General features: G+C 61.0%; 20 protein-coding genes. 17 read left to right on the plus strand and 3 right to left on the minus strand.

The window, feature by feature from the left end:
- Positions 1-244 precede the first annotated feature (244 nt).
- The 11 genes from DWX39_RS03215 (at position 245) to DWX39_RS03265 (ending at position 12,440) form a co-directional block, all read left to right on the plus strand.
- On the plus strand, positions 245-1,327 hold the full coding sequence (locus tag DWX39_RS03215; protein WP_117758488.1) for a DMT family transporter: 1,083 nt from the start codon (positions 245-247) through the stop codon (positions 1,325-1,327).
- Between the two features lie 183 nt (positions 1,328-1,510).
- On the plus strand, positions 1,511-2,434 hold the full coding sequence (locus DWX39_RS03220; protein WP_117758489.1) for a PTS mannose/fructose/sorbose transporter subunit IIAB: 924 nt from the start codon (positions 1,511-1,513) through the stop codon (positions 2,432-2,434).
- 36 nt (positions 2,435-2,470) lie between these two features.
- Positions 2,471-3,265 (plus strand): PTS sugar transporter subunit IIC, encoded by a 795-nt coding sequence (locus DWX39_RS03225; RefSeq protein ID WP_006235136.1) that lies wholly within the window; start codon positions 2,471-2,473, stop codon positions 3,263-3,265.
- 13 nt (positions 3,266-3,278) lie between these two features.
- A complete protein-coding gene (locus DWX39_RS03230) occupies positions 3,279-4,112 on the plus strand; it encodes a PTS system mannose/fructose/sorbose family transporter subunit IID (RefSeq protein ID WP_117640939.1) in 834 nt (277 codons plus the stop codon).
- A 198-nt stretch (positions 4,113-4,310) separates the two neighbouring features.
- Complete coding sequence (locus DWX39_RS03235; protein WP_233508845.1) at positions 4,311-5,294, plus strand: SIS domain-containing protein; 984 nt, start codon at positions 4,311-4,313, stop codon at positions 5,292-5,294.
- Positions 5,295-5,450: 156 nt separating this feature from the next.
- Positions 5,451-6,080, plus strand: coding sequence for an HAD family phosphatase (locus tag DWX39_RS03240; protein WP_158561606.1), 630 nt, complete (start codon positions 5,451-5,453; stop codon positions 6,078-6,080).
- A gap of 353 nt (positions 6,081-6,433) precedes the next feature.
- Positions 6,434-7,441 carry a YitT family protein gene (locus DWX39_RS03245; RefSeq protein ID WP_117758492.1) on the plus strand — a complete coding sequence of 336 codons (1,008 nt, stop codon included), beginning with the start codon at positions 6,434-6,436 and terminating at the stop codon, positions 7,439-7,441.
- Positions 7,442-7,545: 104 nt separating this feature from the next.
- Positions 7,546-8,265 (plus strand): GntR family transcriptional regulator, encoded by a 720-nt coding sequence (locus DWX39_RS03250; protein WP_117758493.1) that lies wholly within the window; start codon positions 7,546-7,548, stop codon positions 8,263-8,265.
- 321 nt (positions 8,266-8,586) lie between these two features.
- A complete protein-coding gene (locus DWX39_RS03255) occupies positions 8,587-10,569 on the plus strand; it encodes an ATP-dependent DNA helicase RecQ (protein WP_117758494.1) in 1,983 nt (660 codons plus the stop codon).
- Positions 10,570-10,571: 2 nt separating this feature from the next.
- The gene (locus DWX39_RS03260; RefSeq protein ID WP_117758495.1) at positions 10,572-11,327 is read left to right on the plus strand and encodes a GntR family transcriptional regulator; all 756 of its coding nucleotides are present in this window, start codon (positions 10,572-10,574) and stop codon (positions 11,325-11,327) included.
- A 144-nt stretch (positions 11,328-11,471) separates the two neighbouring features.
- On the plus strand, positions 11,472-12,440 hold the full coding sequence (locus tag DWX39_RS03265; RefSeq protein ID WP_117758496.1) for an SIS domain-containing protein: 969 nt from the start codon (positions 11,472-11,474) through the stop codon (positions 12,438-12,440).
- A gap of 383 nt (positions 12,441-12,823) precedes the next feature.
- Here the strand turns inward: DWX39_RS03265 and DWX39_RS03270 are convergent, their stop codons facing one another.
- Positions 12,824-13,801, minus strand: coding sequence for an L-lactate dehydrogenase (locus tag DWX39_RS03270; protein WP_117758497.1), 978 nt, complete (start codon positions 13,799-13,801; stop codon positions 12,824-12,826).
- 212 nt (positions 13,802-14,013) lie between these two features.
- Here DWX39_RS03270 and metA point away from each other — a divergent pair, with 212 nt between their 5' ends.
- Positions 14,014-14,940, plus strand: a complete 927-nt coding sequence (metA, locus tag DWX39_RS03275) for a homoserine O-succinyltransferase (RefSeq protein WP_117758498.1) — start codon at positions 14,014-14,016, stop codon at positions 14,938-14,940.
- Between the two features lie 31 nt (positions 14,941-14,971).
- Here metA and DWX39_RS03280 read toward each other — a convergent pair whose 3' ends face one another.
- Positions 14,972-15,592 carry a 5-formyltetrahydrofolate cyclo-ligase gene (locus DWX39_RS03280; RefSeq protein WP_117758499.1) on the minus strand — a complete coding sequence of 207 codons (621 nt, stop codon included), beginning with the start codon at positions 15,590-15,592 and terminating at the stop codon, positions 14,972-14,974.
- A 334-nt stretch (positions 15,593-15,926) separates the two neighbouring features.
- Here DWX39_RS03280 and DWX39_RS03285 point away from each other — a divergent pair, with 334 nt between their 5' ends.
- Positions 15,927-16,184 (plus strand): DUF6110 family protein, encoded by a 258-nt coding sequence (locus tag DWX39_RS03285; RefSeq protein ID WP_117758500.1) that lies wholly within the window; start codon positions 15,927-15,929, stop codon positions 16,182-16,184.
- Between the two features lie 118 nt (positions 16,185-16,302).
- Positions 16,303-18,402: a heavy metal translocating P-type ATPase gene (locus DWX39_RS03290; RefSeq protein ID WP_117758501.1), complete on the plus strand. Its 2,100-nt coding sequence runs from the start codon at positions 16,303-16,305 to the stop codon at positions 18,400-18,402.
- Positions 18,403-18,788: 386 nt separating this feature from the next.
- Here DWX39_RS03290 and DWX39_RS03295 read toward each other — a convergent pair whose 3' ends face one another.
- Entirely contained in the window at positions 18,789-21,827 is a 3,039-nt protein-coding gene (locus DWX39_RS03295) for an insulinase family protein (RefSeq protein ID WP_117758502.1), read from the minus strand.
- A gap of 481 nt (positions 21,828-22,308) precedes the next feature.
- On the opposite strand from DWX39_RS03295, the gene DWX39_RS03300 reads away from it, so the two are divergent.
- The 3 genes from DWX39_RS03300 to DWX39_RS03310 all read left to right on the plus strand — a co-directional run bounded on the left by DWX39_RS03300 (position 22,309) and on the right by DWX39_RS03310 (position 24,113).
- Complete coding sequence (locus DWX39_RS03300; RefSeq protein WP_117563729.1) at positions 22,309-23,013, plus strand: GntR family transcriptional regulator; 705 nt, start codon at positions 22,309-22,311, stop codon at positions 23,011-23,013.
- Between the two features lie 135 nt (positions 23,014-23,148).
- Positions 23,149-23,568 (plus strand): PTS sugar transporter subunit IIA, encoded by a 420-nt coding sequence (locus tag DWX39_RS03305; RefSeq protein WP_117758503.1) that lies wholly within the window; start codon positions 23,149-23,151, stop codon positions 23,566-23,568.
- Positions 23,569-23,639: 71 nt separating this feature from the next.
- Positions 23,640-24,113: a PTS sugar transporter subunit IIB gene (locus DWX39_RS03310; protein WP_117758504.1), complete on the plus strand. Its 474-nt coding sequence runs from the start codon at positions 23,640-23,642 to the stop codon at positions 24,111-24,113.
- The last annotated feature ends 118 nt before the right edge of the window (positions 24,114-24,231 follow it).

The raw sequence follows: 24,231 nt of genomic DNA on the forward strand, positions 1-24,231 counted from the left end.
GCTCAAATGACGGGCGCTCGCTGACGTTGCCAAAACGTCGGCGTCGTCGTGTTTGTTAAGGGGTTGGTGCATTGGGGCCAGGTTCATATGCACCAAGTTGGTGCATATGAACCTGGCCTCTTTGCACTAATGGGTTGTAGCGGAAAAGCAGATTTTCCCGTCTGCCGATTTGTGCCTTGAAAAATGTATATAACGACTATAACGTAGTGTGAAACATATTGGAAACAATACCGAGGAGGCTGCGTTGAAGAAAAGCAATCTGGGCTATGTGCTGGTGCTGATCGCCGCGCTTATGTGGGGCAGCATCGGAATCTTTGTAAACGGCATCTCGGCCATGGGCGTTACGTCCCAGAGTATGGCTGCCTTTCGCTTGTTGTCGGGTGCCGTCTTAATGGCTCCGGTCTTGGCATTCATGGGTTGCCAGGGAGGTGCTCGTGAGGGAAAGGCATCGGGTCCCCTGGCACTGTTCAAGGCAAGCCCTAAAGAGCTTGTTCCCTGCGCGCTTGTCGGTATCGTCGGTTTGGCCGCCGCCAACACCTGCTATTACGAGTGCATGGGCGAGGTGGGCATGTCCACGGCCTCGGTGCTGCTCTACACCTCGCCGGTGTTTGGCGTCATGCTTGGCCGCGTGCTTTATCGCGAGGACGTGACCCCCAACAAGCTCGTTGCCATTGTCTTTAACATCGTTGGCTGCGTGCTTGCAGTGACCAATGGCGACCTTTCCGGTTTTCATTTTTCGGTTTGGGGCGTCACGTCGGGCGTGATTGCAGGCCTTTGTGGTGCGTCGCTCGCGGTGTTTAGCCGAATAGCAACCAAGACGGTCCACCCGCTGGCTGTCACGTTTTGGGGCTTTGTTTTTGGCGGTGCGGTTATGGCGGCTATCGCGGCTCCGTGGCCGGATGTCGCCGCGGCAATGTCGCCACAGCTGCTGCTGCTGTTCCTTGGCTTTGGACTCATCCCCACAGCCGTGGCTTACATCTTATATATGCAGGGCCTGTCCATGGGGCTCGAGACGTCGAAAGTTCCCGTCGTAATGTCATTCGAGACAGTCGTCACCGTACTGCTGGGCATTGGTGTCTACGCCGAGCCCGCCGGTGCGATCAAAGTCCTGGGCATCGTGCTGGTGCTCGCGTCTATCCTGATTATGAACACCGACTTCTCCAAGCTGCGCAACAGCGTCATTGCCAAACGTATTGTCGAGAGCATGACCTTTAAGCCCAACGCGTGGTGGACCGAAAAATCTCAGGACATGGATCTGTTTAAGGAACGCACCGGCATCGCGCTGGAGCCCACCGTGCAGGAAAGCCCCTGGTACTTCGTGCGATAAGGGATTGCGCACGGCGTCCGACCTGGGATTATCCAGCCAGCGCCGGCCTACCCAGCCCCAACGTTTCAAGTACGTTAAACCCGTCAACGGTCGATTTTCACCCGCGAACGGTCTTTATACTAATTAGCAATATAAGCAACGTATAAGACGTTATAATGACCATAACGAAAAGGAGGAGGCAAGATGAATCAGATCATTCTCGCATCTCATGGCGGCCTGGCCGCAGGCGCCAAAGACACGCTCGAGATGGTTCTCGGCGACGTGTCGAACGTCCACGTCGTGTCGCTTGCTCGTGACGACAAGGAGCCCATCACCAATAAGGTGGACGCCATGATCGCCACGTTCAACGCGGACGACACCGTCTATGTGCTGACCGATATGCTCGGCAGCTCGGTCAACAACAGCATGGTCGAGCTTTCCAAGAACGGCACGAAGTTCACGGTTGTCAGCGGTTTCAACATCCCGCTGGCGCTCACGCTCGCTATGAGCCCCGTCCCCGTCAAGGGCGCCGAGCTCGCGGCCCTCATCAACGAGGCCCGCACCGGTCTGACCAACCCCAACGCACCGGTCGAGGTCGCCGCGGCTCCCGCCAAGAAGGCCAAGGCGTCCCGTCACAGCTCCGGTCCCGCCAAGATTGTCCTCGCGCGTCTTGACTACCGTCTGCTGCACGGCCAGGTCGTCTTTACCTGGACCACCAAGGTCCAGGCCGAGCGCATCATCGTCGTCGACAACGCTGCCGCCAACGATGACATCAAGAAGGGCGCTCTCAAGCTTGCCAAGCCCCAGGGCGTGCGCCTGAACGTCTTTACCGTCGAGCGTGCCCTCGCCAAGATGGACAAGCTCAACACCCTCGGCGAGCGCGTCATGTTCGTCTTTGGCAACACGGCCGAGATGCTGCAGTTCTGCCAGGGCTACAAGCTCGACGCCATCAACCTGGGCGCCACCGCCAACCACGACGGTGCCGATCAGATCGGCGGCAAGGACAGCTCCGTCTTCTTCGACGCCACCCAGAAGGCCGACGTCAACCAGCTGCTCGACATGGGCATCAAGCTCTACGTCCAGCAGACCCCCACGTATCAGAGCGTCGACATCGACGCCAAGCTGTAATCAACCAGGCTTTTGCCTGACTGAAAGGAGAAGGGTATGAATACGTTCATCAGTGCGGTGCTCGTCGGCCTCGTCGGCGTGTTCTGCATGTGGGACTCCCGCCTGCTCGGTCGTCTTAACTTCGAGCAGCCCCTCGTTGGCGCTACGCTCGTCGGTCTGCTGCTGGGCGATGTGCCCACCGGCCTTGCCGTCGGTGCCGCCGTCGAGCTCGTGTCCATGGGCCTGGTGCAGGTCGGCGCCGCCGTTCCGCCCGATATGGTCCTGGGCGGCATCGTGGCCGCTGCCTTTGCGTGCCTGACCGATGCTTCCGCCGAGACCGCCATGACGATCGCCATCCCGGTCGCCGTCCTGGGTCAGCTCCTCGGCATCGTGTTCCGTTCCATCATCGCCGCCCTCACCCATGTGGCAGATAGCGCGATCGATAACGGAAAGTTCAAGACCGCCTATCGCATGCACATCTGCGCCGGCTCCGGTCTATACGCCGTCATGTACTTCCTGCCGATCTTCCTCGCCGTCTTTGTTGGCACCGACCTGGTTCAGGCCATCGTCAACATGGTTCCCGAGTGGCTGTCCACTGGTCTTAACGTTTCGACCAAGATCATGACCGCCTACGGCTTGGCCCTGCTGCTCACCATGATGATCAAGAAGGGTATGACTCCGTTCCTGTTCATCGGTTTCCTGCTCGCCGCTTACCTCAACCTGTCCGTCATCGCGGTCGCTCTGATCGGTGTGTGCCTGGCTGTCGTCTTCATGGGCTTCAAGTTCAACGGTTCCCATGCAGCCGCCGGTGTCGATTCCGACTACGATCCGCTCGAAGACGACGAAGACTAAGGAGGAACACACTATGGCAACCGCAACCAAGGACGTGTCCCTGAACAAGAAGGTCAGCCAGTTCTTCTGGCGCTCCTGGGCCATCCAGGCCTCTTGGAACTACGAGCGTCAGATGAACATGGGCTTCCTCTACGGCATGGTTCCCACGCTCGATCGCCTCTATCCGGACGAGTCCGACCCCAAGCAGCTCGCTGCTAAGAAAGAGGCTTACCACCGTCACATGGCGTTCTACAACTGCACCCCGCAGACGAGCGCTTTCATCCTAGGCCTCGCCGCCTCCATGGAGGAAGAGTACGCCAAGGATCCCGAGAACTTCGACCCCGATTCGATCAACGCGGTCAAGACCTCCCTTATGGGTCCGCTTTCCGGCATCGGTGACTCCTTCTTCCAGGGCACCATCCGCGTTATCGCCTTTGGCCTGGGTGTTCAGCTGGCTCAGCAGGGCTCCATCATGGGCCCGATCCTGGCCATGCTCATCTCCATCGTGCCCTCCGTGCTGATCACTTGGTTCGCAGCCAAGATCGGCTATCAGGGCGGCCACGAGTACCTGAGCAAGCTCCAGGGCGGCGACCTCATGGAGAAGCTCATGTATGTCTGCGGTATCGTGGGTCTTATGTCCGTGGGCGGCATGATCGCTACGCTGATCGGCGCCACCACCCCGCTGCAGTTCGCTGAGGGCACCGTCGTGATCCAGGACATCCTGGACGGCATGATGCCCCAGATGATTTCCCTTGGCCTCACTGGCCTTATGTACTGGCTCATCAAGAAGAACGTCAACACCGGTTGGCTTCTCGTGATCGCCATCGTGGGCGGCATCGCCCTCTCCGCGGCCGGCATCCTGGCGTAGTCGCGACCAAGCGCCTAATCGCTTTCCCCCGGGGGCCTGCCTGGCATCCCATACCCCAGGCAGGCTTCCATCCCTAAATGTGTCAAAGGGACAGTTCCTTTGACACATCCTCAACGGGCCGGCGACTCGGTCCAAATCACGGTAACCCTGCGAGCGCCCGGCAATGTGGCGCCGCAAAAATCGAAAGGAATGTGTCAGATGTACGAGATCGACCTTAACCTCCCTAAGCAGATCGTCGCTGACGTCCTGTCCAACCACGAGATCCACAGCGTCGCCTTCGTCGGCTGCGGCGCTTCCATGTCCGACCTTTACCCCGCCAAGTACTTCCTGGCCAACAACACGGACAAGCTGAACGTTCAGATCTTCACCGCTAACGAGTTCAACTACGACACGCCTTCCTGGGTCAACGAGCACACCTTCGTGATCACCTGCTCCCTCGGTGGCTCCACGCCCGAGACCGTCGAGGCCAACAAGACCGCCAAGAAGCACAACTGCCCGGTCGTCTCCCTCACCAACAAGGCTGGCTCCGCTCTGACCGTCGACGCCGACCACGTCATCGTTCACGGCTTCCACGCCAACTACGCTGCCAAGTGCGAGAAGCCCGGCTACGCCATCGCTCTTGCTCTCGAGATCCTTCAGCAGACCGAGGGCTATGACCACTACGAGGACATGATCACCGGCCTCACCAACGTCTTCGATCTCTGCGAGAACGCCGCTCAGCACTGCAAGAAGCTCGCCAAGAAGTTCGCCGAGGACTTCAAGAACGACAAGATGATCTACTTCATGGCCTCCGGTGCCTCCGAGAAGATGGCTTACTCTCACGCCGCCTTCCTGTTCACCGAGATGCAGTGGATCGACGCCGCCGCCTACAACACCGGCGAGTACTTCCACGGCCCGTTCGAGGTTTCCACCGAGGGTAAGCCCTACGTCTTCTTCATGTCCGATGGCGCTACCCGTCCGATGGACGCCCGCGCCCTCACCTTCCTTGAGCGCATGGGCGCCAAGGTCGCTCTGATCGACTCCAAGGACTACGGCCTGGCTGACGCCGTGCCCGCGAGCGTCATCACCTACTTCAACCCGCTGCTGCACCTCGCCGTTATGCGCGAGTACGGCAACCAGATCGCCGAGGCCCGTCAGCACCCGCTGACCATGCGTCGCTACATGTGGAAGCTTTCCTACTAATCACAAGTAAGTAGACCTTACGGGTTGATTGAGAGGGGATGGGGTTTGCGCCCCGTCCCCTTTTTGCTTTGGGGGCGTGTCTGTCGCGTCGCAAAACACCAGATAAAACCTACCAAAATAAACCTGTCCCTTTTTGGCAGGTGGGAGGAGATGCGTATGATCAAGGCAGTGCTGTTTGATATGGACGGCGTGCTGGTCGATACCGAGTGGTTCTACAACCGTCGCCGCGTGGCGTTTATGGAGGAAAAGGGGTTCCACTTTGACGAGATCCCCGATCTTTCGGGGTCTAACGAGCCTGCCATCTGGAAGTCGCTGGTGCCCGACGATGTTGAGCTGCGCGAGCGCTTGCGCGTTGAGTACAAGCAGGTCTACAGCCCGGTTCACCCTGTTCCGTATGCCGAGCTGCTCAACGAGCAGACGGAGCCGGTGATGCGCGAGCTGCACGAGCGCGGCGTCAAGTGTGCCATCGCGAGCTCGTCCTATCGCGAGCTCATTGACGAGCTGGTGGAGATTGCCGGTATCGCCGATGTGCTGGATTACACCATCAGCGGTCACGAGTGCAGTGCGTTTAAGCCCGACCCCGAGATCTACCTGCGTGTCATGGAGGCGCTGGATGTTGAGCCGTTCGAGTGCCTGGTTATCGAGGACTCGCCGTTGGGCATCGAGGCCGGCAAGCGCTCCGGCGCCCGCGTCCTGGCGCTGCGCCCGCACGAGGGCGTCAACCTGGATCAGTCCGCCGCTGATGCCATCATCGATAGCCTCGCCGACATTCTGACCGCTTTATAGCGTCAATTCGCTACGAGAAGTACCGATTCACGCGTCTTTTGCGGCAGATCGGCTCATTTTGGCTTCGATTTGATCCGTTTGGCTCCGATTCAGACTAAGTGAGTAGACTTTTCAGCTCAGGCAGAGCACAAAGCGAATCTGCCTTAGTAAAACTGCAGGTCACAGAGGTGGCTGTTTTGGGTGTGCTCGACAGGTCGCGAATAGTCTACTCACTTGGAATTTGGGCTCTTTGGTTGGGGAGATGCTGGCTCGTTTTGGTTGTCGAGAGCGGGTGAATTGAAGCGCCCTTTCGCGCTCCATGCTACAATCGCCGACATGCCCCACAACTACATCTGCCTCCGAAAGGAGCCTACGTGGCGAACGCCATCGATCAGCTCACGGACCGCGTGCTCGTGCTCGGCCGCCTTACCATTGTCCGCCGCGCCATCACTGCTGTGGCGGTCACAATTTCCGCCGTTCTCCAGACATTCCTGATCCAGGCGTTCATTCGCCCCGCCGACCTGCTTCCGAGCGGTCTCACCGGCGTCGCGGTCCTGCTCGATCGCGTTACCTCGCTCGGCGGCGTTCATATCGACATCTCGCTCGGCATGCTCGCGCTCAACATCCCCGTGGCGCTTCTGTGTTGGAGCGGCATCAGCAGGCGCTTCGTCATCTTCTCGATGATGCAGGTCGTGCTTTCGTCGCTGTTTCTCAATATCTTTCACTTCGCCCCGTTTTTGGGCGACAAGATCATGCTCATCATTTTTGGCGGCGTGGTCTCGGGTCTGGGCGCTGCCATTGCGCTTAAGTCCGGCGCATCCACCGGCGGTACCGACTTTATCGCGCTGTGGGTTTCCAACCACACGGGCAAGACCATCTGGGGCGTCATCTTTGGCTTTAACTGTTTTATCCTGGCGATCTTTGGCTTTATGTTTGGCTGGGACAATGCGGCGTATTCTATCGTGTTCCAGTTTATTTCGACCAAGACCATCGACAGCTTCTACCGTCGCTACGACCGCGTGACGCTGCAGATCACGACGCGCAAGGCCGACGAGGTCATGAACGCCTATATCGACCATTTTCAGCACGGCATCAGCTGCGCCGAGGTCGTTGGCGGATACAGCCGCGAAAAGATGTACCTGCTGCACACCGTTGTCTCGACCTACGAGAGCCAGGACATCATCAAGTTGGTGTGCGACATTGATCCCGGCGCCGTGATCAATGTGTTCCACACGCTTAACTTTGTGGGCGGCTGGTGGGGCGGCCATGTCGACGAGCCCATGCCCACGGCCGTTCCCGATCCCGACAAGCCCGCGCGCATGGCCAGCAGGCAGGCCCGTCTGCACGATCAGGAAAGCTTGCAGCAGGACGACGGCAAGTAAAGATTTGCTGTATGCGGTGTATCGTTTTATCAAACTAAGGTAACATATAAAAAGACGTTATATACGTATTAGTTATTTCGATATTTTGATAAGAGTGATCAGATATGCCAGCGCCCAAAAATGCACCGCTTTACCAGCAGATTTACGACGAGATCAAGGACGCGATTGAGAAAGGTGTTTATGCACCAAAGGAGCGCATTCCATCTGAGCTTGAGCTTGCCGAACAGTATGAGGTGAGCCGCATTACGGTGCGTCGCGCCGTCGAGGAGCTGTGCTCCGATGGCTACCTGGTTAAGCAGCAGGGCCGCGGCACCTTTGTCTCCACGCCGCACATCAACCGCCAGTTCCACGCTTCGACGCTGCAGACGTTCACCGAGCTTTGCGCCGATAACGGCATGAAGGCGGGCGCGCATGTGATCGATCGCCAGATTGTGCCGGCACGTCAAAACGAGATGGAGTTCTTTGGCCTGCAGAAGGACGCGCTGCTGCTGCACATCAAGCGCGTACGTACAGCCGACGGCGAGCCCATCTTTGAGGAGAACATCTTTGTGCCGTTTGATGCATACCGCGAGCTGTTGACGGCCGATCTTGAGGACAAGTCGATTTTTGCCGAGGTCGAGCGTGTTAGCGGAACGCCGATTGTCTCGGTTGGCTACCGCACGGTCGAGGCCGTTCGCGCCAACGCCGAACAGGCCGCCGAGCTGGGCATTGCCCCGCACGACCCGCTGCTCAACCTGCGCGCCGGCTTTATCGGCCCCAATGGCGAGCCGGTCCTGATGGGTAAGCAGTACTACGTGGGCAGCCGCTACGTCATGGTGATGTAAGTTACGCGGTTTTACCAAACCGCGCAACGGCTCGACGCTGCAAGCTCGCCAGAGCGGCAATCTGCCTTTCAACTTCGGCGGCATGACCAGAAGATCAATGCCGCCTTGTTTCAAGGCACCTTGCTCGCTCTGACGGGCTTTCGCTGTCTGCGCCAAAACATCGGCGTTGCCGTGGTAGTCATTGGGGACGTTCTTAAACGACTAGTCATTCAAGAACGTCCCCAATGACTACCCGCAGAATGAGCGTGGCTGACAGCCGTACGGCAGCGGTCCGCGTGGCGGCGTATAATCGGCGGCAGATGACTTGGACGTTAGGAAACCATGACCGATAGCATGCAGCAGATGGCGCTCGACACGCTCAGCGCCTATTTTGGCTACACCTCGTTTCGCCCGGGGCAGGACCGCATGGTCGATGCGATCCTTGCCGGCCGCGATGCGCTCGGCGTTATGCCCACAGGTGCCGGCAAGTCCATTTGCTACCAGGTGCCTGCGCTCATGCTGCCCGGCATCACCTTTGTGGTGAGTCCGCTGCTGTCGCTTATGGAGGACCAGACCCGCGCACTGCTCGCGGCGGGCGCGCGCCCCAGCTATCTCAACTCCAGCCTTACGCCGGCTCAGCAAAATACCGTGCTCAAGCGGGCGCGCGAGGGTCGCTACCAGCTTATGTATGTGGCACCTGAGCGCCTGCTCGAGCCGCGTTTTCTGGCCTTTGCGCAGGAAGCTGCGGCCGAAGGCGGCATCGGCGTTCCGCTCGTGGCCATTGACGAGGCCCACTGCGTGAGCCAATGGGGTCAGGATTTCCGCCCCGCCTACCTGCAGATTCGCGAGTTTATCGATTCCCTGCCGCAGCGCCCCATCGTGGCGGCCTTTACCGCTACAGCGACTGAGCGCGTGCGTGCGGACATTCAGCAGATGCTCGGCCTGCAAAACCCGGCGACGGTGGTGACGGGCTTCGATCGCAAGAACCTCTACTTTGGCTGCGAGGAGATGGGCGACAAGGCTAAGACCGCGTGGGTGCGCGACTATGTGATCGCGCATTCGAGCGAGAGCGGCATCGTGTATTGCTCGACCCGCAAGACCGTCGATGCGCTGGCAGGAGAGCTTGCCGAGGCTCTGGGCCCCAGCGGCATTCGCGTGGGCCGCTACCATGCCGGCATGGGCAACGACGCCCGTCGTCAGAGCCAGCGTGCCTTTATCGACGACGACATTCAGGTGATGGTCGCCACCAACGCCTTTGGCATGGGTATCGACAAGCCCAACGTGCGCTACGTCATCCATAACAACGTGCCCGAGAGCATCGAGGCTTACTATCAGGAGGCGGGCCGCGCCGGCCGCGATGGCGATCCGGCCAGCTGCCATTTGCTGTGGAACGGCAACGATTTTCGCATGCGCCGCTTTTTGATCGACCGCGGCGATGCGGCCGACGAGACGCTCGACGACGAGCAGCGCGCGTGGGCGCTCCAGAACCGATATCGTCTGCTCAGCCAGATGGAGGGCTACTGCAATACCACCGGCTGCCTGCGCGAATACATGCTGCGCTACTTTGGCGACGAGGCCGCGGCCGAGCATGCTGCTGCGGCTGGTGCGGGCGCCACCGCCACGGACGAAGCCGAGGGCTGCGGCAACTGCAGCAACTGCCTCACGCAGTTCGAGGTCGAGGACGTCACCGATATGGCCCGCGCCACCGTGCGCTATGTGGCCACGCGCCCCATGCGCTTTGGCAAGTCACTCATCGCCGACGTGCTCCACGGCGGCAATACCGAGCGCATTCGCCAGATGCATCTGGACGAGGACCGCGGCTACGGTGAGCTGTCGAGCGAATCGGTCGGGCGCATTAAGAACATCATCGGTCAGCTGTGCGGCCGCGGTTATCTGGCCACCTCACAGGGACAGTACCCGGTCGTGGGACTGGGTCCGCGTGCCGGCGAGGTCGAGGACGAGGCGTTTGCCTTTACCGTTAAGCGTCGCGCGTCCAAGCGCAAGGCCTCGGCCCGCGCCCGCCGTGCGGTGGATCTGCTGCGCGAGGAGGCCGAGCTGGATCAGCGCCCGCGCGTGGGCGATGATGCCGAGCTGTTCGAGCGCCTGCGCGCCCTGCGCAAGGAAATCTCGACCGAGCTGGAGATGGCGCCGTATATGGTCTTCTCCGACAAGGCCCTGCGCGGCCTGTGCCGCCTGCGTCCGCAGACGCGCGACGAGCTTATCCAGGTCAACGGCATCGGCGAGAAAAAGGCCGACGCCTTTGGCGAGCAGTTTATGGCGGCGATTGAAGAGTTTGAGTCCGAGCATGCGCGGGATGGAGCGTAACGATGGCAACCGACGATAAAACCGACCGCGCTGGCGTATCCGCCGTACCACTGTACCAGCAGGTCATGGACGACCTGAAGGGCGAGATCGCGCGCGGCGTGTATGCGGCCGGCTCGCGCATTCCTTCCGAGATGGAGCTCGCGAAGTCTTACGGCGTGGGGCGCATCACCGTGCGCCGCGCCATCGAGGAGCTGTCGCGCGCGGGGTATCTCAACCGCCAGCAGGGGAGGGGCACCTTTGTGTGCGCCCCCAAGCTCAAGCGTAAGATTCGCCAGAAAGGCGACGTCCAGAGCTTTACCGAGGGCTGCGCCGCCAACGACATGGTTGCCGGAGCGCGCCTGGTGTCGCGCACGGTGGTCGCGGCGACGCGCGAGGACGCGGCGTTCTTTGGCGTGGAGCCCGGCTGCGAGCTCATCGTAGTCGAGCGCGTGCGCACGGCAGATGGCGTGCCCGTCATGCTCGAGAACAACTCTTTTGTGCTGGCCGACCATCCCTACCTGCAGACGCTTGCCGACGAGGACCTTGCCGATAACTCGATCTTTGCACTCGTTGCCGAGCATTCGGGCCGCGCGCCGCTCAAGTCCGACCCCTGCACCGTGGAGATTGCGCTTGCCGATGCTCAGGCGGCCCCGCTGCTGGAGGTGCCGGTCGGCGAGCCGCTCTTCTATATGGAGGCGTACTTTACCGATGCAGACGGGCGGCCCCTGCTGCTCGGGCGCCAAAAGATCGTGGGCTCGCGCTACGTGTTCGACATCTAACGTCCATAGATAGAACAACATAGAACAAATCTGCTGAAACGACTTCACCTGTGACAGCTCGCATGCTATAAATAGAACAACATAGAACGATCGCAGGTACGAGCTGTCGTCGTTCGAAACCGCCACACAAGGAGGGACATCACCATGAACGCACACGATCTGGTTCAGGAAATTATCGAGCGCAAGGGCAAGATTGAGAACGTCTTTTGGATTGCCTGCGGCGGTTCGATGATCGACCTCATGCCGGCTAACGAACTGCTCAAGCGCGAGGCGACCACGTTTACCTCGACGGTCTACACCGCGCGCGAGTTTTGCCTGATGGCCCCCAAGAGCCTGGGGCCGAAGTCGCTCGTCGTCGCCTGCAGCCACAGTGGCAACACGCAGGAGGTCATCGACGGTTGCGAGATGGCGTTGACTGCCGGCGCCGAGGTCGTGACCATGACCGACTATGCGGGCTCCAAGATCGACAGCGGCAAGTGGACAACCTGGGTCTATCCGTGGGGCAAGGGCGAGTCGCAGGCCGAGGTCCCGCAGGGCATCGGTGTTCTGATGGCTGCCGAGCTGCTCGACCAGCAGGAGGGCTACGAGGCGCTCGCCGACATGTACGCCGGCCTTAAGCAGATGGATGCGCTGCTGCCCGCCGCCCGCGAGAAGGTCAACGCCGAGCTGGGCGCCCGCTTTGCCGAGCTCTGCCAGCAGCACAAGTTCTTCTATATCCTGGGGTCCGGCCCCAACTTTAGCCAGACCTACGCCATGGCCATCTGCTCGCTCATGGAGATGCAGTGGCAGCACTGCTGCTACATCCACTCTGGCGAGTACTTCCACGGTCCCTTCGAGGCCACCGAGCCCGGCGTGTTCTACTTTGTGCAGCTTGGCGCGGGCGAGTGCCGCCCCATGGAGGAGCGCGCGCTCGCGTTTCTCAACACGCACACCGATACGATTATGGTGCTCGACGCCCTCGAGTACGGCGTGGGCGAGGTGCCCGCCAGCGTGCGTTCGTTCCTGGAGCCGATCTTCTTCTACAACATGAGCTGCGAGCTGCGCGCCGCCCGCGGCAAGGTGTTTGACCACAGCCCCGAGGTTCGTCGCTACATGGGCATCGAGCAGTACTAGGCACCGGGAATTATCTTTTTTGACGGGGTCTGTGCTGCGCGCGGACCCCGTTTTGCATTGTGGCGGCCGGATTCGTGTCTGCGCGAAAACGAAGTCGAATACTTTTCCGCGAAGTGAACGACCTGTTTTGGACCCCCGAAGCATCCACACTTTTTGACGCCAAAACTGCAGGAAAAACTCGGCGAAACCGCAGGAAACGGCGTCTGAAAAGTGTCGATGCTTCGGGGGCTCGTTTTTGCTCGTTCACTTCGCGGAAAAGTATTAGACCTAAATCTGCAGGCATGCTGTTGGGGTCAATAAAAAGCGGGCCGCGCCGATGGGTTTCCGGCGCGGCCCGCTTTACATGGCGTCCGTATGAGCGAGGTGTCGCGTCAAGCGGCGGCCTACTTTGCGTCGTAGGCCTCGGCATCCCACCAGTCGAGCTGGGCGATGTTGTCGCGGATGTGCTGGCAGCTCTTGTGGAAGCCCTCGAGCTCGTGCTCGGAAAGGTCGAGCGTGTAGACCTCCTCGACGCCCTCGGCGCCGATCACGCACGGCAGGGAGGTGAAGATGCCCTCCTCGCCATACTGGCCGGTCATGAGCGTGGAGGCGGAAAGCACGGCGTGCTCGTTGTGCAGCACGGCGGCGCAGACGCGCGCGGCGGAGTTGGCGACGGCGTACTCGGTGCACTGCTTGCCCTGGTAGGTCACATAGCCGCCCTTGCGCGCGAGCTCCTCGATCTCCATGTGGTCGAAGGCGTACCTGTCGGGGTTTTCGGCCTGAAGCTCGTTAAGGCTCTTGCCGGCGATGGTCGCGGACTTAAAGGCGGCCAGCTGGCTAAAGCCGTGCTCGCCGATCATGTAGGCGTCGATGGACTTGGGGCTCACGCCGACCTTCTTGGAGATCTCGGTGCGCAGGCGGGCGGAGTCCAGGCCGCAGCCCGAGCCGATGATCTTCTTGGGATCGTAGCCGGTCAGGTGCCACAGCTCGGTGCACACGACGTCGCAGGGGTTGGAGATGCTCACAAAGATGCCGTCAAAGCCGGCGTCGACGATGCGCTTGGCAAAGGTGCGGGCAGCGTCGGTGGTAAAGAACAGCTCGCCGTCGCGGTTGCCGGCGGCCAGCGCGACCTTGCCGGCGGCGTTGACGATGACGTCGCAGCAAGCCAGCTCCTCGTAGTGGTCGTAGCAGTTGACGATTTTGGTGTTATACGGGACAAACGAAAGGGAGTCGCGCAGGTCCTGGACTTCGGACGTCACCTTGGCCTCGTTGATATCGCACAGGTACAGCTCATCGGCAATGCCCTGCATAAGCAGGCTGTTGGCGACATGTGCTCCTACGTGGCCCTGGCCGACCACACCGATCTTACGCGTCTGGTACATATATGTATCCTTTCGGCCGAGTTTTTCGCGTCGAACCATTGTAGCGTCCTGCTACCACTTTGCTAGACTAAAGCGCCGTAGATTTTTTGGGACATACCTTAATCTCTATTTTTGGAGTGATTTGGACCGCTGACGGCATCGCTGAGCGATGTGCTCGCGCGGATGTGCCCGCTCGTTGTACCATAGCTGCAACTGACTCGTAAGGAGCATCCATGCCCATTCGCATCCCCGACGCCCTCCCTGCCGCCGCGCAGCTCGAGAGCGAGAACATCTTTGTCATGACCGAGTACCGCGCGCTGCACCAGGACATCCGCCCGCTGCGCGTGCTCATCCTCAACCTCATGCCCACCAAGATCGCCACCGAGACGCAAATCATGCGCAAGCTCTCCAACACGCCGCTGCAGGTGGAGGTGGACCTGCTGCGCACCAAGACGCACGAGGCCACGCACGTAAGCGCCGGCCACCTGGAGACGTTCTACCGCACGTTCGACGACATCCGCGACATCCACTACGACGGCCTGATCATCACGGGCGCGCCGGTGGAGCAGATGCCGTTCGAGGAGGTCGACTACTGGCCCGAGCTCTGCCAGATCATGGATTGGTCTACCACGCACGTGCACTCCACGCTGCACATTTGCTGGGGCGCGCAGGCGGGCCTGTATCACCACTACGGTATTCAGAAGTACGACCTGCCGGCTAAGGCGAGCGGCGTCTTTGAGCATTATCTGGTGAAGCCGCAGAGCCCGCTGGTCCGCGGCTTTGACGACCGTTTCTATGCCGTGCATTCGCGCAACACCGATGTGCGCCGCGAGGACGTGGAGGCCGAGCCGCAGCTTGAGGTCGTGGCCGTGTCCGACGAGGTGGGCCTGTACATCGTCAAGTCGACCGACAGCCGCCGCTTCTTTGTATTTGGCCACCCCGAGTACGATACCGACACGTTGCGCCTGGAGTACGAGCGCGACGTGAAGCGCGGGCTCAGCCCCCAGGTGCCGGCGCATTACTTCCCAAACGACGACCCCACGGCCGAGCCGCGCAACGTCTGGCGCAGCCAGGCTCAGTTGCTCTATACCAACTGGCTCAACTACTACGTCTACCAGACCACGCCCTACGACCTGGCCCGCGCCGGCGAGGAGCACTAGACTGCGCTCGTGTAATGAGGCCTGCCAGCGGTTAGGCGCTGATGATGTTGGGTAGCGGCAGGTCGTGGGCATCGGTGGGGACGTGGTCGACGCGCTGTTCGTCAAAGGCGATGCCGACGATTTGGCATGCGGGCGAGAGCATGGGCAGGTAACGGTCGTAGCAGCCTCCGCCGTAGCCCAGGCGCGAGCCGGCGCGGTCGAAAGCTACGAGCGGCACGACGATCATGTCGAGAGTTTCGTCAGACACGATGGGGAAACGGCCGCTGTCGATGTCCGTGGCCGCGAAGGCCCGCGTGGGGCGGGCGATAAACGGGGCCGCGGGCGCATCGCCGACGGCGACGGCCCTCATACACATGCGCTGGCCGCACGCAGCGGCTTCGGCTGATGAGAGCATGCAGGGGTACGCGACGCGGCAGCCGCGCCGCTCGGCATAGCTGGCAAATGCGGAAGGATCGGGCTCGGATCCTATTGCCGCATACGTTGCCACGGTTACCGGGCCGCCTTGATGGCTGTCGAGCAGCCGGTCGAGTTTTGCCGCGAGCTGGGAGGATATCGAGGCCGACTTTTGCTCACGGAGAGCCTGCGGGATGTCGTCGCGCCGGGCAAGCGCTTTGACGCGGGCGGCTTGTTTGTGTTGCGCAACGTTAAGCATGCATTCCTCCAAAGCAGCTGTTCGGTTGCTACAAAGTCTATCCCTTCCGTCGCGAGGGCAAACGGGTCAACCGCCGGCCCTTAGGTCGGCCAGCAATCCGGTGGTTAGCCACCGCCAACTGTTGCATGTGCGCAACTATGGTCGAGATGTGCATAACGCGAGTTACCATGGCCTACCTTCCCACTTGCGGGGTAGATTGAACCCCAGTTCAGCAGCACAACGCAAAAAGACGCGCCTTCGGGGTTGCCGTACGGTGACTTTGCATCCTCGTCTACTCAAAGAATGTTAGTCTGAACTAATTACCGTTCTATCCACACGTCCGAAAGGATCATTCATGGTCAGCATTTCCAAGACTCACTCCCTGCTCGTTGCCGCCGGCGCCGTCCTGGGCGTCGTTGTTCCCAAGGCCCTCGCGTCCGACACCGCCAAGCGTGCCGCTGTGGCTACCGTTGCCGCCGGCATGCGCGTCAAGGCCGGCTACCAGGATATCGTCGAGCAGGCCAAGGCCCAGGTCGACGACATCGTTGCCGAGGCCGAGTACCTCAACAACCCCGTTGACGTGGAGGTCGTCGAGGGCGGCAAGGCCGAGTAGACCTCGCGCCCAACGCTTGTCTCAACGACTCTAAGCAGCTGCGATCGCCCCCAAGCGACGCAGCTGCTGCTCTTTTGGGCACACGTTTGACGCCCCATACCAAGAGAGGCCTTCACGCATGAACTACACCATCCAACACGAGGTCCCCGGCCGCGTGCGCGTTAAGCTCGCCGGTCGCGTGCCCGAGGCGGACATCGACGCCCTCACGCGCGCCCTCCGCCAACATCCCGTCATCCAAAAGGCGACGGTCTATCCGCGCACGGGCTCGCTCGCCGTCGCGTTTGACCCTGCCGCCCGCGCCCAGGCGCTCGCCGCCATCGCCGCTATCGACCGCACGGCCGTGGACGAGGCCCGTCGCGACTGCACCGTCGCGCTTGCGCCGCGCACCAACAGTCTGCTCATGGATATCGCCACGCTCCTCGGCGGACATTTAGCCCGCCGCTGGTTCCTGCCGGCGCCGCTCTCCACGATCTATACCGTCTGGAGCTATCGCGGCTTTCTCAGGGCCGCGCTCGCATCTCTTGCCGGCGCGCGCCTCGACGTGCCCGTGCTCGACGCCGCGGCCATCGGCATCTCCTTCCTCAAGCGTGACTGGCGCACCGCTGCCAGCACGATGCTGCTGCTCAACCTGGGTGAGCTCCTCGAGGACTACACCCGTGCGCAGTCGCAAAACCAGCTCATCTACTCGCTGCTCGATGTGCCCGACTACGCGCAGCTCATCCCCTGCGGCGATGCCACGGTGCGCGGGGCAGAGGAGCGCCGCGTCCAGGCATCGAGCCTTGTCGCCGGCGACCTCATCGTGGTGCGCACCGGCATGCCCATCCCCGTCGACGGTACCGTCGAATGGGGCTGCGCCATGGTCAACCAGTCCACGCTCACCGGCGAGCCGCTGGCTATCGAGCGCAGCGTGGGCGACGACGTCTTTGCCGGCACGGCCGTGGAGGACGGCGAGGCCTACGTGCGCGTGCGCGCTGCCGCGACCGATACCAAGCTGCGCTCGATCGTGAGCCTGGTCGAGCAGTCCGAGGCCTTAAAGGCCGAGTCGCTCAGCCGCCGTGAGCATATGGCCGACGCCTTTGTGCCGTGGAACTTCCTGCTCGCCGCGGGCGTCTACTTCAAGACCCGCAGCCTGGTGCGCACGAGTGCCGCGCTCATGGTCGACTACTCCTGCGCGCTCAAGCTCACGGGCGCCATCAGCGTGCTCACGGCCATGAGCCAGAGCGCGCGCGAGGGCTTCACCGTCAAGGGCTCCAAGCATTTTGAGGCCTTCGCCACGGCCGACACCATCGTCTTCGACAAGACGGGCACCCTGACTGCCGCTGCCCCACAGGTGGCGGACGTGCTTTCGTTCGATGGCTGGGACCGCACGCAGGTGCTGCGCTTCTCGGCCTGCCTTGAGGAGCACTTTCCGCACCCGGTGGCGCGCGCCGTGGTCAATGCGGCTGCCGAGGCCGGGCTCGAGCACCGCGAGCGTCATGCCGAGGTCGAGTACCTGGTGGCGCATGGTATTGCGAGCTCGCTCGACGACAAGCGCTGCGTGATCGGCTCCGAGCATTTTGTGGTCGAGGACGAGGGCGTCACGATCGCCGACGATGTGCGGGCGCTGATCGAGGAGAAGCTCGACGGCCTCTCGAAGCTCTACCTAGCGGTCGATGGCGTGCTCAAGGGTGCAATCGGCATCCAGGACCCGCTCAAGCCGGGCGCGCCCGAGGCGCTGGCACAGCTCCGCGCGCTGGGCTTTGAGCATATCGTGATGCTCACGGGCGACAACGCCAACGCCGCCGCGCGCATCGCGGGCAAGGCGGGGATCGATGAGTTCCGCGCCGACCTCTTGCCCGAGGACAAGCACACCGTGGTCGAGCAGATGCGCGCGGCCGGGCGCCGCGTGGTCATGGTGGGCGACGGCGTCAACGACTCGCCGGCGCTTTCGGCCGCCAACGTGGGCGTGGCCATGGGCTCGGGTACCGCGATCGCCAAAGAGGTCGCCGACATCACGCTCACCGACGGCGACCTTTCCTCGCTCGTGGTGCTGCGCCGTCTGGCGCTTGGGCTCGAGGAGCGCATGGACGCATCGTTTAGAGAGGTCATCGGCCTCAACTCGCTGCTGTTGGCGGGAGGCGTCGCGGGCCTTATCGCCCCGCAGGTGAGCTCGCTCATCCATAACGGCTCCACGGTCTTCCTCTCGGCGCGAAACGCCCGCGCCTACCAGGTGCGCTAGCCGCGGGAAACCTGCCAAAAAGGGACAGGTTTATTTTGGCAGGTTTTATCTGGGCAAACGCGATAATGACGGCCCAAACCACCACAAAGGGGACACCTTTGTGGTGGTTTGGGCTGAGGCTAGCGTCCGTAGTGGTTTGTCTAAATCTGTAACAGTTACTCGGCAAAAATGGGCTCAGATGTTACAGATCGAGACAAAGGGCTGGTGTCATCCAGAACTGTCTCGATCTGTAACGTTTTGAGCCCATATTCCTGCCCAACTGTTACAGATTTAGACAAACCGGCGGGCGGTGCGGTGCATCCCGTGCCAAAGCCGGCTCGCTCCACCCCGCCCGTTAAAGAAAAAGGTAGATTTTCGGGTATGTCCCAAAAATCTACCTTTGTGCGTTAGGCGAGCAGGTCGACTACGTTGAAGCCGGCGTTGCTCTTGGCGATGACGTCGCGGCCGCCAAAGACGCAGGTGGGCGACGCGGCTGCGATGCGCGTCACATCGGCGCCGAGCGAGCGCAGCTCACCGGGCGTGGCGGCGAGCATCTGGGCGCGACGCTCCTCGCGCGCGTGCGGATCGAGCCCGGCCAGGTAGGTCGTGTTGCGGCGCTTGGTGAGCGCGTACGGCTTCACCGGCGCGTCCATGCCACTTACGCAGCTCACGATAAAGCCCTCGAAGGCGGCCTCGTCGGGCTCAAAGCTGCCGAGCCATTCGCCTGCGCGTTCCACACGCTCAATCGAGGGGTCGATTGCCGGGTCGCGGTAGGTATAGAACGCCGTCTGGCGCTCGCCGGCTGCGCGGAATCCGCAGCCGTACGCACCGCCCTTCACGCGGATCTCGTTCCACAGGTAGTCGTAGGAGAGCGCGTTGGCAGCCACGGCCCAGGCTCCCGTCACGTCAATGCCCAGACGACGCGGGTCGCACGCGCTTGCCGCAAAGCAAATGTCGCTGGGAATGACAAAGGCCTCGTGACGGTCGCGCGGCGTCGGCACCACGAGCGCGTCGCGGCCGGCATCGACGTCGTCGCCAGCGTCCAGCCCCAGGTTACCCGCGGCATCCCAGTACGCGTCAAAGTCCTCGTCGCTGCCGGTAAAGCTCGCCATGCAGCCATCGGCTACAAAGATACGCTCCGCCAGCTCGGCAAGCTTGGCGCGCAGGTCGTCCAGGCGCTCGTCAAAGTGCTCGAGCAGATCGCGCAGGAACAGATAGAAATCCACGCCCGAAAGCTGCTCGCGCACCACGGCCGAAGGCGAGCTGTAGCTCATCGCGCGACCGAGTGCCGCCGAGTGACCGTTGTTGATAAAGCCCTGCTCAAGACCAATGCGAATCTGTGTGAGCACGTCGCGCACGCGGTCGGCGTCGGCGTCCGCCAGCAGCGTGCTCGACCACACCTCGCGCGGCAGGCTCGCCAGCGCGTCGATCTTCTCGGACAGGGCGCCGGCACTCACCAGCAGGTAGGGGCGCGCGCCGTCCACGTCGGGCTGCGTCATAACTTCGGTCGTAAAGCTCAAAAAGCCCAGCTTGCCGGCGATAAGGTTGTCGAGTTCCTCGGCCGAATGCTCGCGCGTGGGCAGCTGCTTGAGCAGGCGGCAGAGCAGCGTCACATAGGGCAGGTCCTCAAATGCGACGCAGCTCAGGTCGAAATACTGCATGGCGTAGGCCAGGCGGTTGGTGGGGATGCCGTGGCGCAGGCAGGGGATGGGCGCGGTCGTGTCTACGACCAGCGGCGGCTCGGGGCGCGCCTCGCCAATGTCGGACACGCGCAGGCGCGGCAGCGTGGCCTTGTCCTCGGGCGTGTCCTCGGCCTCCTGCGCGGCACGCAGCGCAGCCGTGCGCTCGACCACGTCGGCCAGCTCGGCATCGGTCATGGCGTCGCGCTTGGCTGCCAGCTCAGCGGCCTCGGCACCCTCCGAGCCAGCACCAGCATCCACCGGCACCAGCTCGACGAGCGCCGTGTAGTCGTTCTCCAGCACCAGCTCGCGCAGCAGGTCCTCAAAGTAGCTACCGTCCAGCTCGCCGCGCAGCTCCTTGTACACCGGGCCATACTTGAGTGCCAGCGTCGCGGCATCGTCATCGTAGAGCCACGTGCTCAGCGCGTCGCACGCAATGGCCACGCCGTCGGCGATACCGTAGTCGCGCTGGCGCAGGTCGTATTCGTTGCTGCTGATGATAGCTTCCAGGCGCTCGCGCGGAACGCCGTGCTCACACAGGTCGCGGCAGGCGTCCTGGAACACGCGGCGCAGCTCGCGTGCCACACCGGGCTGCGCGTTTTGCAGCATGATGAGCTCGTAGGGCTGCAGGCACTCGGCCGCGGTGTAGCTCACCACGTTGCCGCCCAGGCCTGCCGCCAGGATAGCCTTCTTAACCGGCGCCTCGTTGGAGCCCAGCAGCGCCTCGAACAGGATGTCCGCTGCGATCGTGCGCTTGCGGTCGAGCGCGCTACCCAGCACAAGGCCCAGGCCTACCAGGGCGTTCTCGGGCGTGGTGGCCATCTCGACGCGCTTGTACTCGCAGGTCACAGGCGCCTGCGCGTCCAGCGGATTGGGCGCCAGCGCGGACGGGTCCTCGCCGGCGGCGACGGCGGCGTCCATGCGGCGGCTCGCGGCACTCGACCGCGACAGATAGCGTTCGTCCAAAAAGGCCAGGGCGCGGTCCACGTCCAGGTCGCCGTAGAGCGTGATGTAGGAGTTGGAGGGGTTGTAGTGGCGCGCGTGCGTATCCAGGAACTGCTCGTAGGTGAGCGCGGGAATCGCGCGCGGGTCGCCGCCGCTCTCGTGCGCATAGGCGGTATCGGGATAGAGCGCGGCGTTGACGGCGTCGTCCAGCACGCTCATGGGGTCGGACAGCGCGCCCTTCATCTCGTTGAACACTACACCGTTATAGCGCAGCGTGCCCTCGCGCAGGCTGGCGGCGCTGCCGTCGCCGCCAGCGCCCTCCGGCAGGTCCAGCTCGTAGTGCCAGCCCTCCTGCTCAAAAATGGTGGGCTTGGTATAGATGGCCGGGTTGAACACCGCGTCCAGGTACACGTCCATCAGGTTGTACAGGTCTTGCTCGTTGGTGGTGGCGACCGGGTAGATGGTCTTGTCGGGGTAGGTCATGGCGTTGAGGAACGTCTGCATGGAGCTCTTGATCAGGTCGACAAACGGCTCCTTGACGGGGAACTTGGCCGATCCGCACAGTACCGAGTGCTCAAGAATATGGAACACGCCGGTGGAATCGGCCGGCGGCGTCTTAAAGCCAATGGCAAAGGCCTTGTTTTCGTCGTCGCACGCTAGGTACAGCAGGCGCGCGCCCGAGGTGGTATGGCGCAGTACGTAAGCGTCCGAGTCGAGCTCGGGCACGGTCTCACAGCGCTCGACGGCAAAGCCGTGGCAGGTGGTGCCGGGCACCAGCAGCGCGGCAGCAGCGGCGCGCGGGTCGGTTGAGGTAGTGGGCATATGCAGTCTCCTTTGGCGCCCCAGCGGGGGCGAATCGAGTCGAATCCTCGAGAGTATACCCATATGGGGCCTTCGACCAATCTGCCGGATGAGCGTGGATTTTCTGGCACACGAGCGTGGAAATTCGGACGTCTGCCGCATGAGCGTGGATTTTCGGACGAAATCGGCCGCCAAAAGCCCAAAAACCGTCCAAATATCCACGCTCGCGCGTCAAGTACGTATCTCTCACCTCACATTCATCTCTACGACGAGGGATGAATGTGAGACAGGTAGAAGATAAAAATCAATCGGCTTATCGGATGCATATACCGCCATCAGATTGAAGCTGTATGCGGAAATGGATGGACTCTACACCGCTTACGCAAAATAACCCCTCGTTTGCTAAAACATTATAGGAAATGGCGTGGAGTGCTAAAAAGTTCTAATACAATATAAGTCATTTATCTATAGGCTGCTGATTCCTTGTAAAGGTATGGTTGATATGGTTGAGGCAAATAGCGTTATCCCCCTGTACAAACAGATTGTTCGTGCGCTTTCTGATTCAATCGCCAACGGCACGTACCGCCCGGGAGATAAGCTTCCGACCGAGGCGGAGCTTATCGAGCAATTTGGCGTGAGCCGAATAACGGTTCGCTCCGCAATTAAAGAAATGGAAGATGCTGGGCTTGTTGAGAGGGCCCGCGGCAAGGGCACGTTCGTTTCGTCGGACACGCAGATGTATGCCGCGGACGACCGTGAGAGCTTTACCCATTCGTGCCAGCTTGCGGGCAAACAGGCGTCTACCAGGGTTCTCGAAATGGGCTGGGACTTCCCAAGTCTGCGAGACGCGAAGTTCCTGGGCGTAGACGATACCCAAAAGGTATTGCGTAGCCGTCGTCTGCGCCTTGTGGATGGCAAGCCCACGATGCTGGAAACCAATAGCTATTCCGCTGCGCTTTCTTTTTTGGAGCATGAGTCCCTCGATGATTCGCTGATGGCGGTACTCGATCGCCAGGGGATCAAGATGGGTCCCAACACGCGTACGCTCGAGGTCTGCTATGCGAGCGAGCTCGAGGCGGCATACCTTAACGTGGAGCTGGACTCTTCGCTGCTTCTGTTTGTCGATAGACGTTATGCCCCAAGTGGCGAGCCGCTTTTTATCTCCCGTCAGGTGTACTGCACCGAGCGACTGAAGTTCTATTTGTAAATTAGCGATAGATTGGTCGATTTACCGACCAATTGTTACCGTTCGCGGATTTGGAAAATAGACACACCACGTAGGGTAGATTGCTAATATACTTTGTTATGACAATATAGTACGTCCTATTGGTATTGGAGAACTATGAATAAGATATTGCTAGCGAGTCATGGTTATCTCGCCCAAGGCATGAAAAGCTCTCTGGAGATTCTGATGGGCACCAACGACCGAATCGAGTGCCTGTGCGCCTATGTCGATGACGATTCAAGGGACGTCGCGGCGTTGCTTGATGCATGGATGGAGACGAGGGACCCTGCCGACTCTTGGTTTGTCGTGACTGACATCTTTGGCGGCTCTGTAAACAACGAATTCATTCAGAGGCAGACCGACGGATCGTTTACGTTAATCGCTGGAATGAACTTGCCGCTGCTGGTGGAAATGGTTACACAGCTGGACTCCCTGGATGCGGACAAGGCCAAAGCCGCGGTCGAGGGATCGCGTTCGTTTATTCAGCTTTGCGAGGCGGCGGACATGCTTGCCGGCGCCGAGGAAGAAGAGTTCTAGTTAGTTCTGGTTCGAGCCCTAGCTAGGGGCCACACCTGTCATTCCCTTTATCACGTGCGGAGATGATAACGATGATTAAGCTTACGAGAGTTGATTACCGACTGATTCACGGCCAAGTTGCCATGTCCTGGACTCACGCTTTGGATGTAGATTGCATCTTGCTTGCCAGCGATGCTGTGGCAAAAGACGACATGAGGAAGGCGGCCTTGAGGCTCGCCCGCCCCAACGGCGTTAAACTCGTCATCAAGGATGTTGACGCTGCTATCGAGGCGCTCAACAGCGGCGTTACCGACAAGTATTCGCTGTTTATCATCACTGAGACGATTGAAGATGTCTATCGTCTCGCTAAGGGTTGCAAAGACATCAAAGAGATCAATCTGGGCGGAACCCGAAAGACCCCTGAGACCACGCTTCATCCGACCCCTGCGATCTTTGCGACCGAGAAAGATGCCGAGCATATCCAAGAGCTCCTGGGCGATGGCGTGGCCATCGAAATCTGTCAGGTCCCCAATGACGCTAAGGTGTTTGCCAAGGACGTTTTCTAGCCGGAAACACGTTGATGCTCGGCATTTATTGAACCAATGCTCTATGCCTATGCCCGTCGATCATTTGATCGGCGGGCTTTTTATTCAAGACTTTAGTCTGCTGGCCGCGCAGCGGCCA

The organism is Collinsella sp. AF19-1LB (assembly GCF_003459655.1).
Classification (GTDB): Bacteria; Actinomycetota; Coriobacteriia; order Coriobacteriales; family Coriobacteriaceae; genus Collinsella.

Excerpts from the sequence above, each read along its gene's own strand:
- metA (WP_117758498.1), top strand. The coding sequence starts at position 14,014 with ATGCCCATTCGCATCCCCGACGCCCTCCCTGCCGCCGCGCAGCTCGAG.
- DWX39_RS03305 (WP_117758503.1), top strand. The coding sequence starts at position 23,149 with ATGAATAAGATATTGCTAGCGAGTCATGGTTATCTCGCCCAAGGCATG.
- DWX39_RS03235 (WP_233508845.1), top strand. The coding sequence starts at position 4,311 with ATGTACGAGATCGACCTTAACCTCCCTAAGCAGATCGTCGCTGACGTC.
- DWX39_RS03285 (WP_117758500.1), top strand. The coding sequence starts at position 15,927 with ATGGTCAGCATTTCCAAGACTCACTCCCTGCTCGTTGCCGCCGGCGCC.
- DWX39_RS03240 (WP_158561606.1), top strand. The coding sequence starts at position 5,451 with ATGATCAAGGCAGTGCTGTTTGATATGGACGGCGTGCTGGTCGATACC.
- DWX39_RS03250 (WP_117758493.1), top strand. The coding sequence starts at position 7,546 with ATGCCAGCGCCCAAAAATGCACCGCTTTACCAGCAGATTTACGACGAG.
- DWX39_RS03295 (WP_117758502.1), bottom strand. The coding sequence starts at position 21,827 with ATGCCCACTACCTCAACCGACCCGCGCGCCGCTGCTGCCGCGCTGCTG.
- DWX39_RS03220 (WP_117758489.1), top strand. The coding sequence starts at position 1,511 with ATGAATCAGATCATTCTCGCATCTCATGGCGGCCTGGCCGCAGGCGCC.
- DWX39_RS03230 (WP_117640939.1), top strand. The coding sequence starts at position 3,279 with ATGGCAACCGCAACCAAGGACGTGTCCCTGAACAAGAAGGTCAGCCAG.
- DWX39_RS03280 (WP_117758499.1), bottom strand. The coding sequence starts at position 15,592 with ATGCTTAACGTTGCGCAACACAAACAAGCCGCCCGCGTCAAAGCGCTT.
- DWX39_RS03255 (WP_117758494.1), top strand. The coding sequence starts at position 8,587 with ATGACCGATAGCATGCAGCAGATGGCGCTCGACACGCTCAGCGCCTAT.
- DWX39_RS03310 (WP_117758504.1), top strand. The coding sequence starts at position 23,640 with ATGATTAAGCTTACGAGAGTTGATTACCGACTGATTCACGGCCAAGTT.
- DWX39_RS03270 (WP_117758497.1), bottom strand. The coding sequence starts at position 13,801 with ATGTACCAGACGCGTAAGATCGGTGTGGTCGGCCAGGGCCACGTAGGA.
- DWX39_RS03265 (WP_117758496.1), top strand. The coding sequence starts at position 11,472 with ATGAACGCACACGATCTGGTTCAGGAAATTATCGAGCGCAAGGGCAAG.
- DWX39_RS03290 (WP_117758501.1), top strand. The coding sequence starts at position 16,303 with ATGAACTACACCATCCAACACGAGGTCCCCGGCCGCGTGCGCGTTAAG.
- DWX39_RS03225 (WP_006235136.1), top strand. The coding sequence starts at position 2,471 with ATGAATACGTTCATCAGTGCGGTGCTCGTCGGCCTCGTCGGCGTGTTC.
- DWX39_RS03300 (WP_117563729.1), top strand. The coding sequence starts at position 22,309 with ATGGTTGAGGCAAATAGCGTTATCCCCCTGTACAAACAGATTGTTCGT.
- DWX39_RS03260 (WP_117758495.1), top strand. The coding sequence starts at position 10,572 with ATGGCAACCGACGATAAAACCGACCGCGCTGGCGTATCCGCCGTACCA.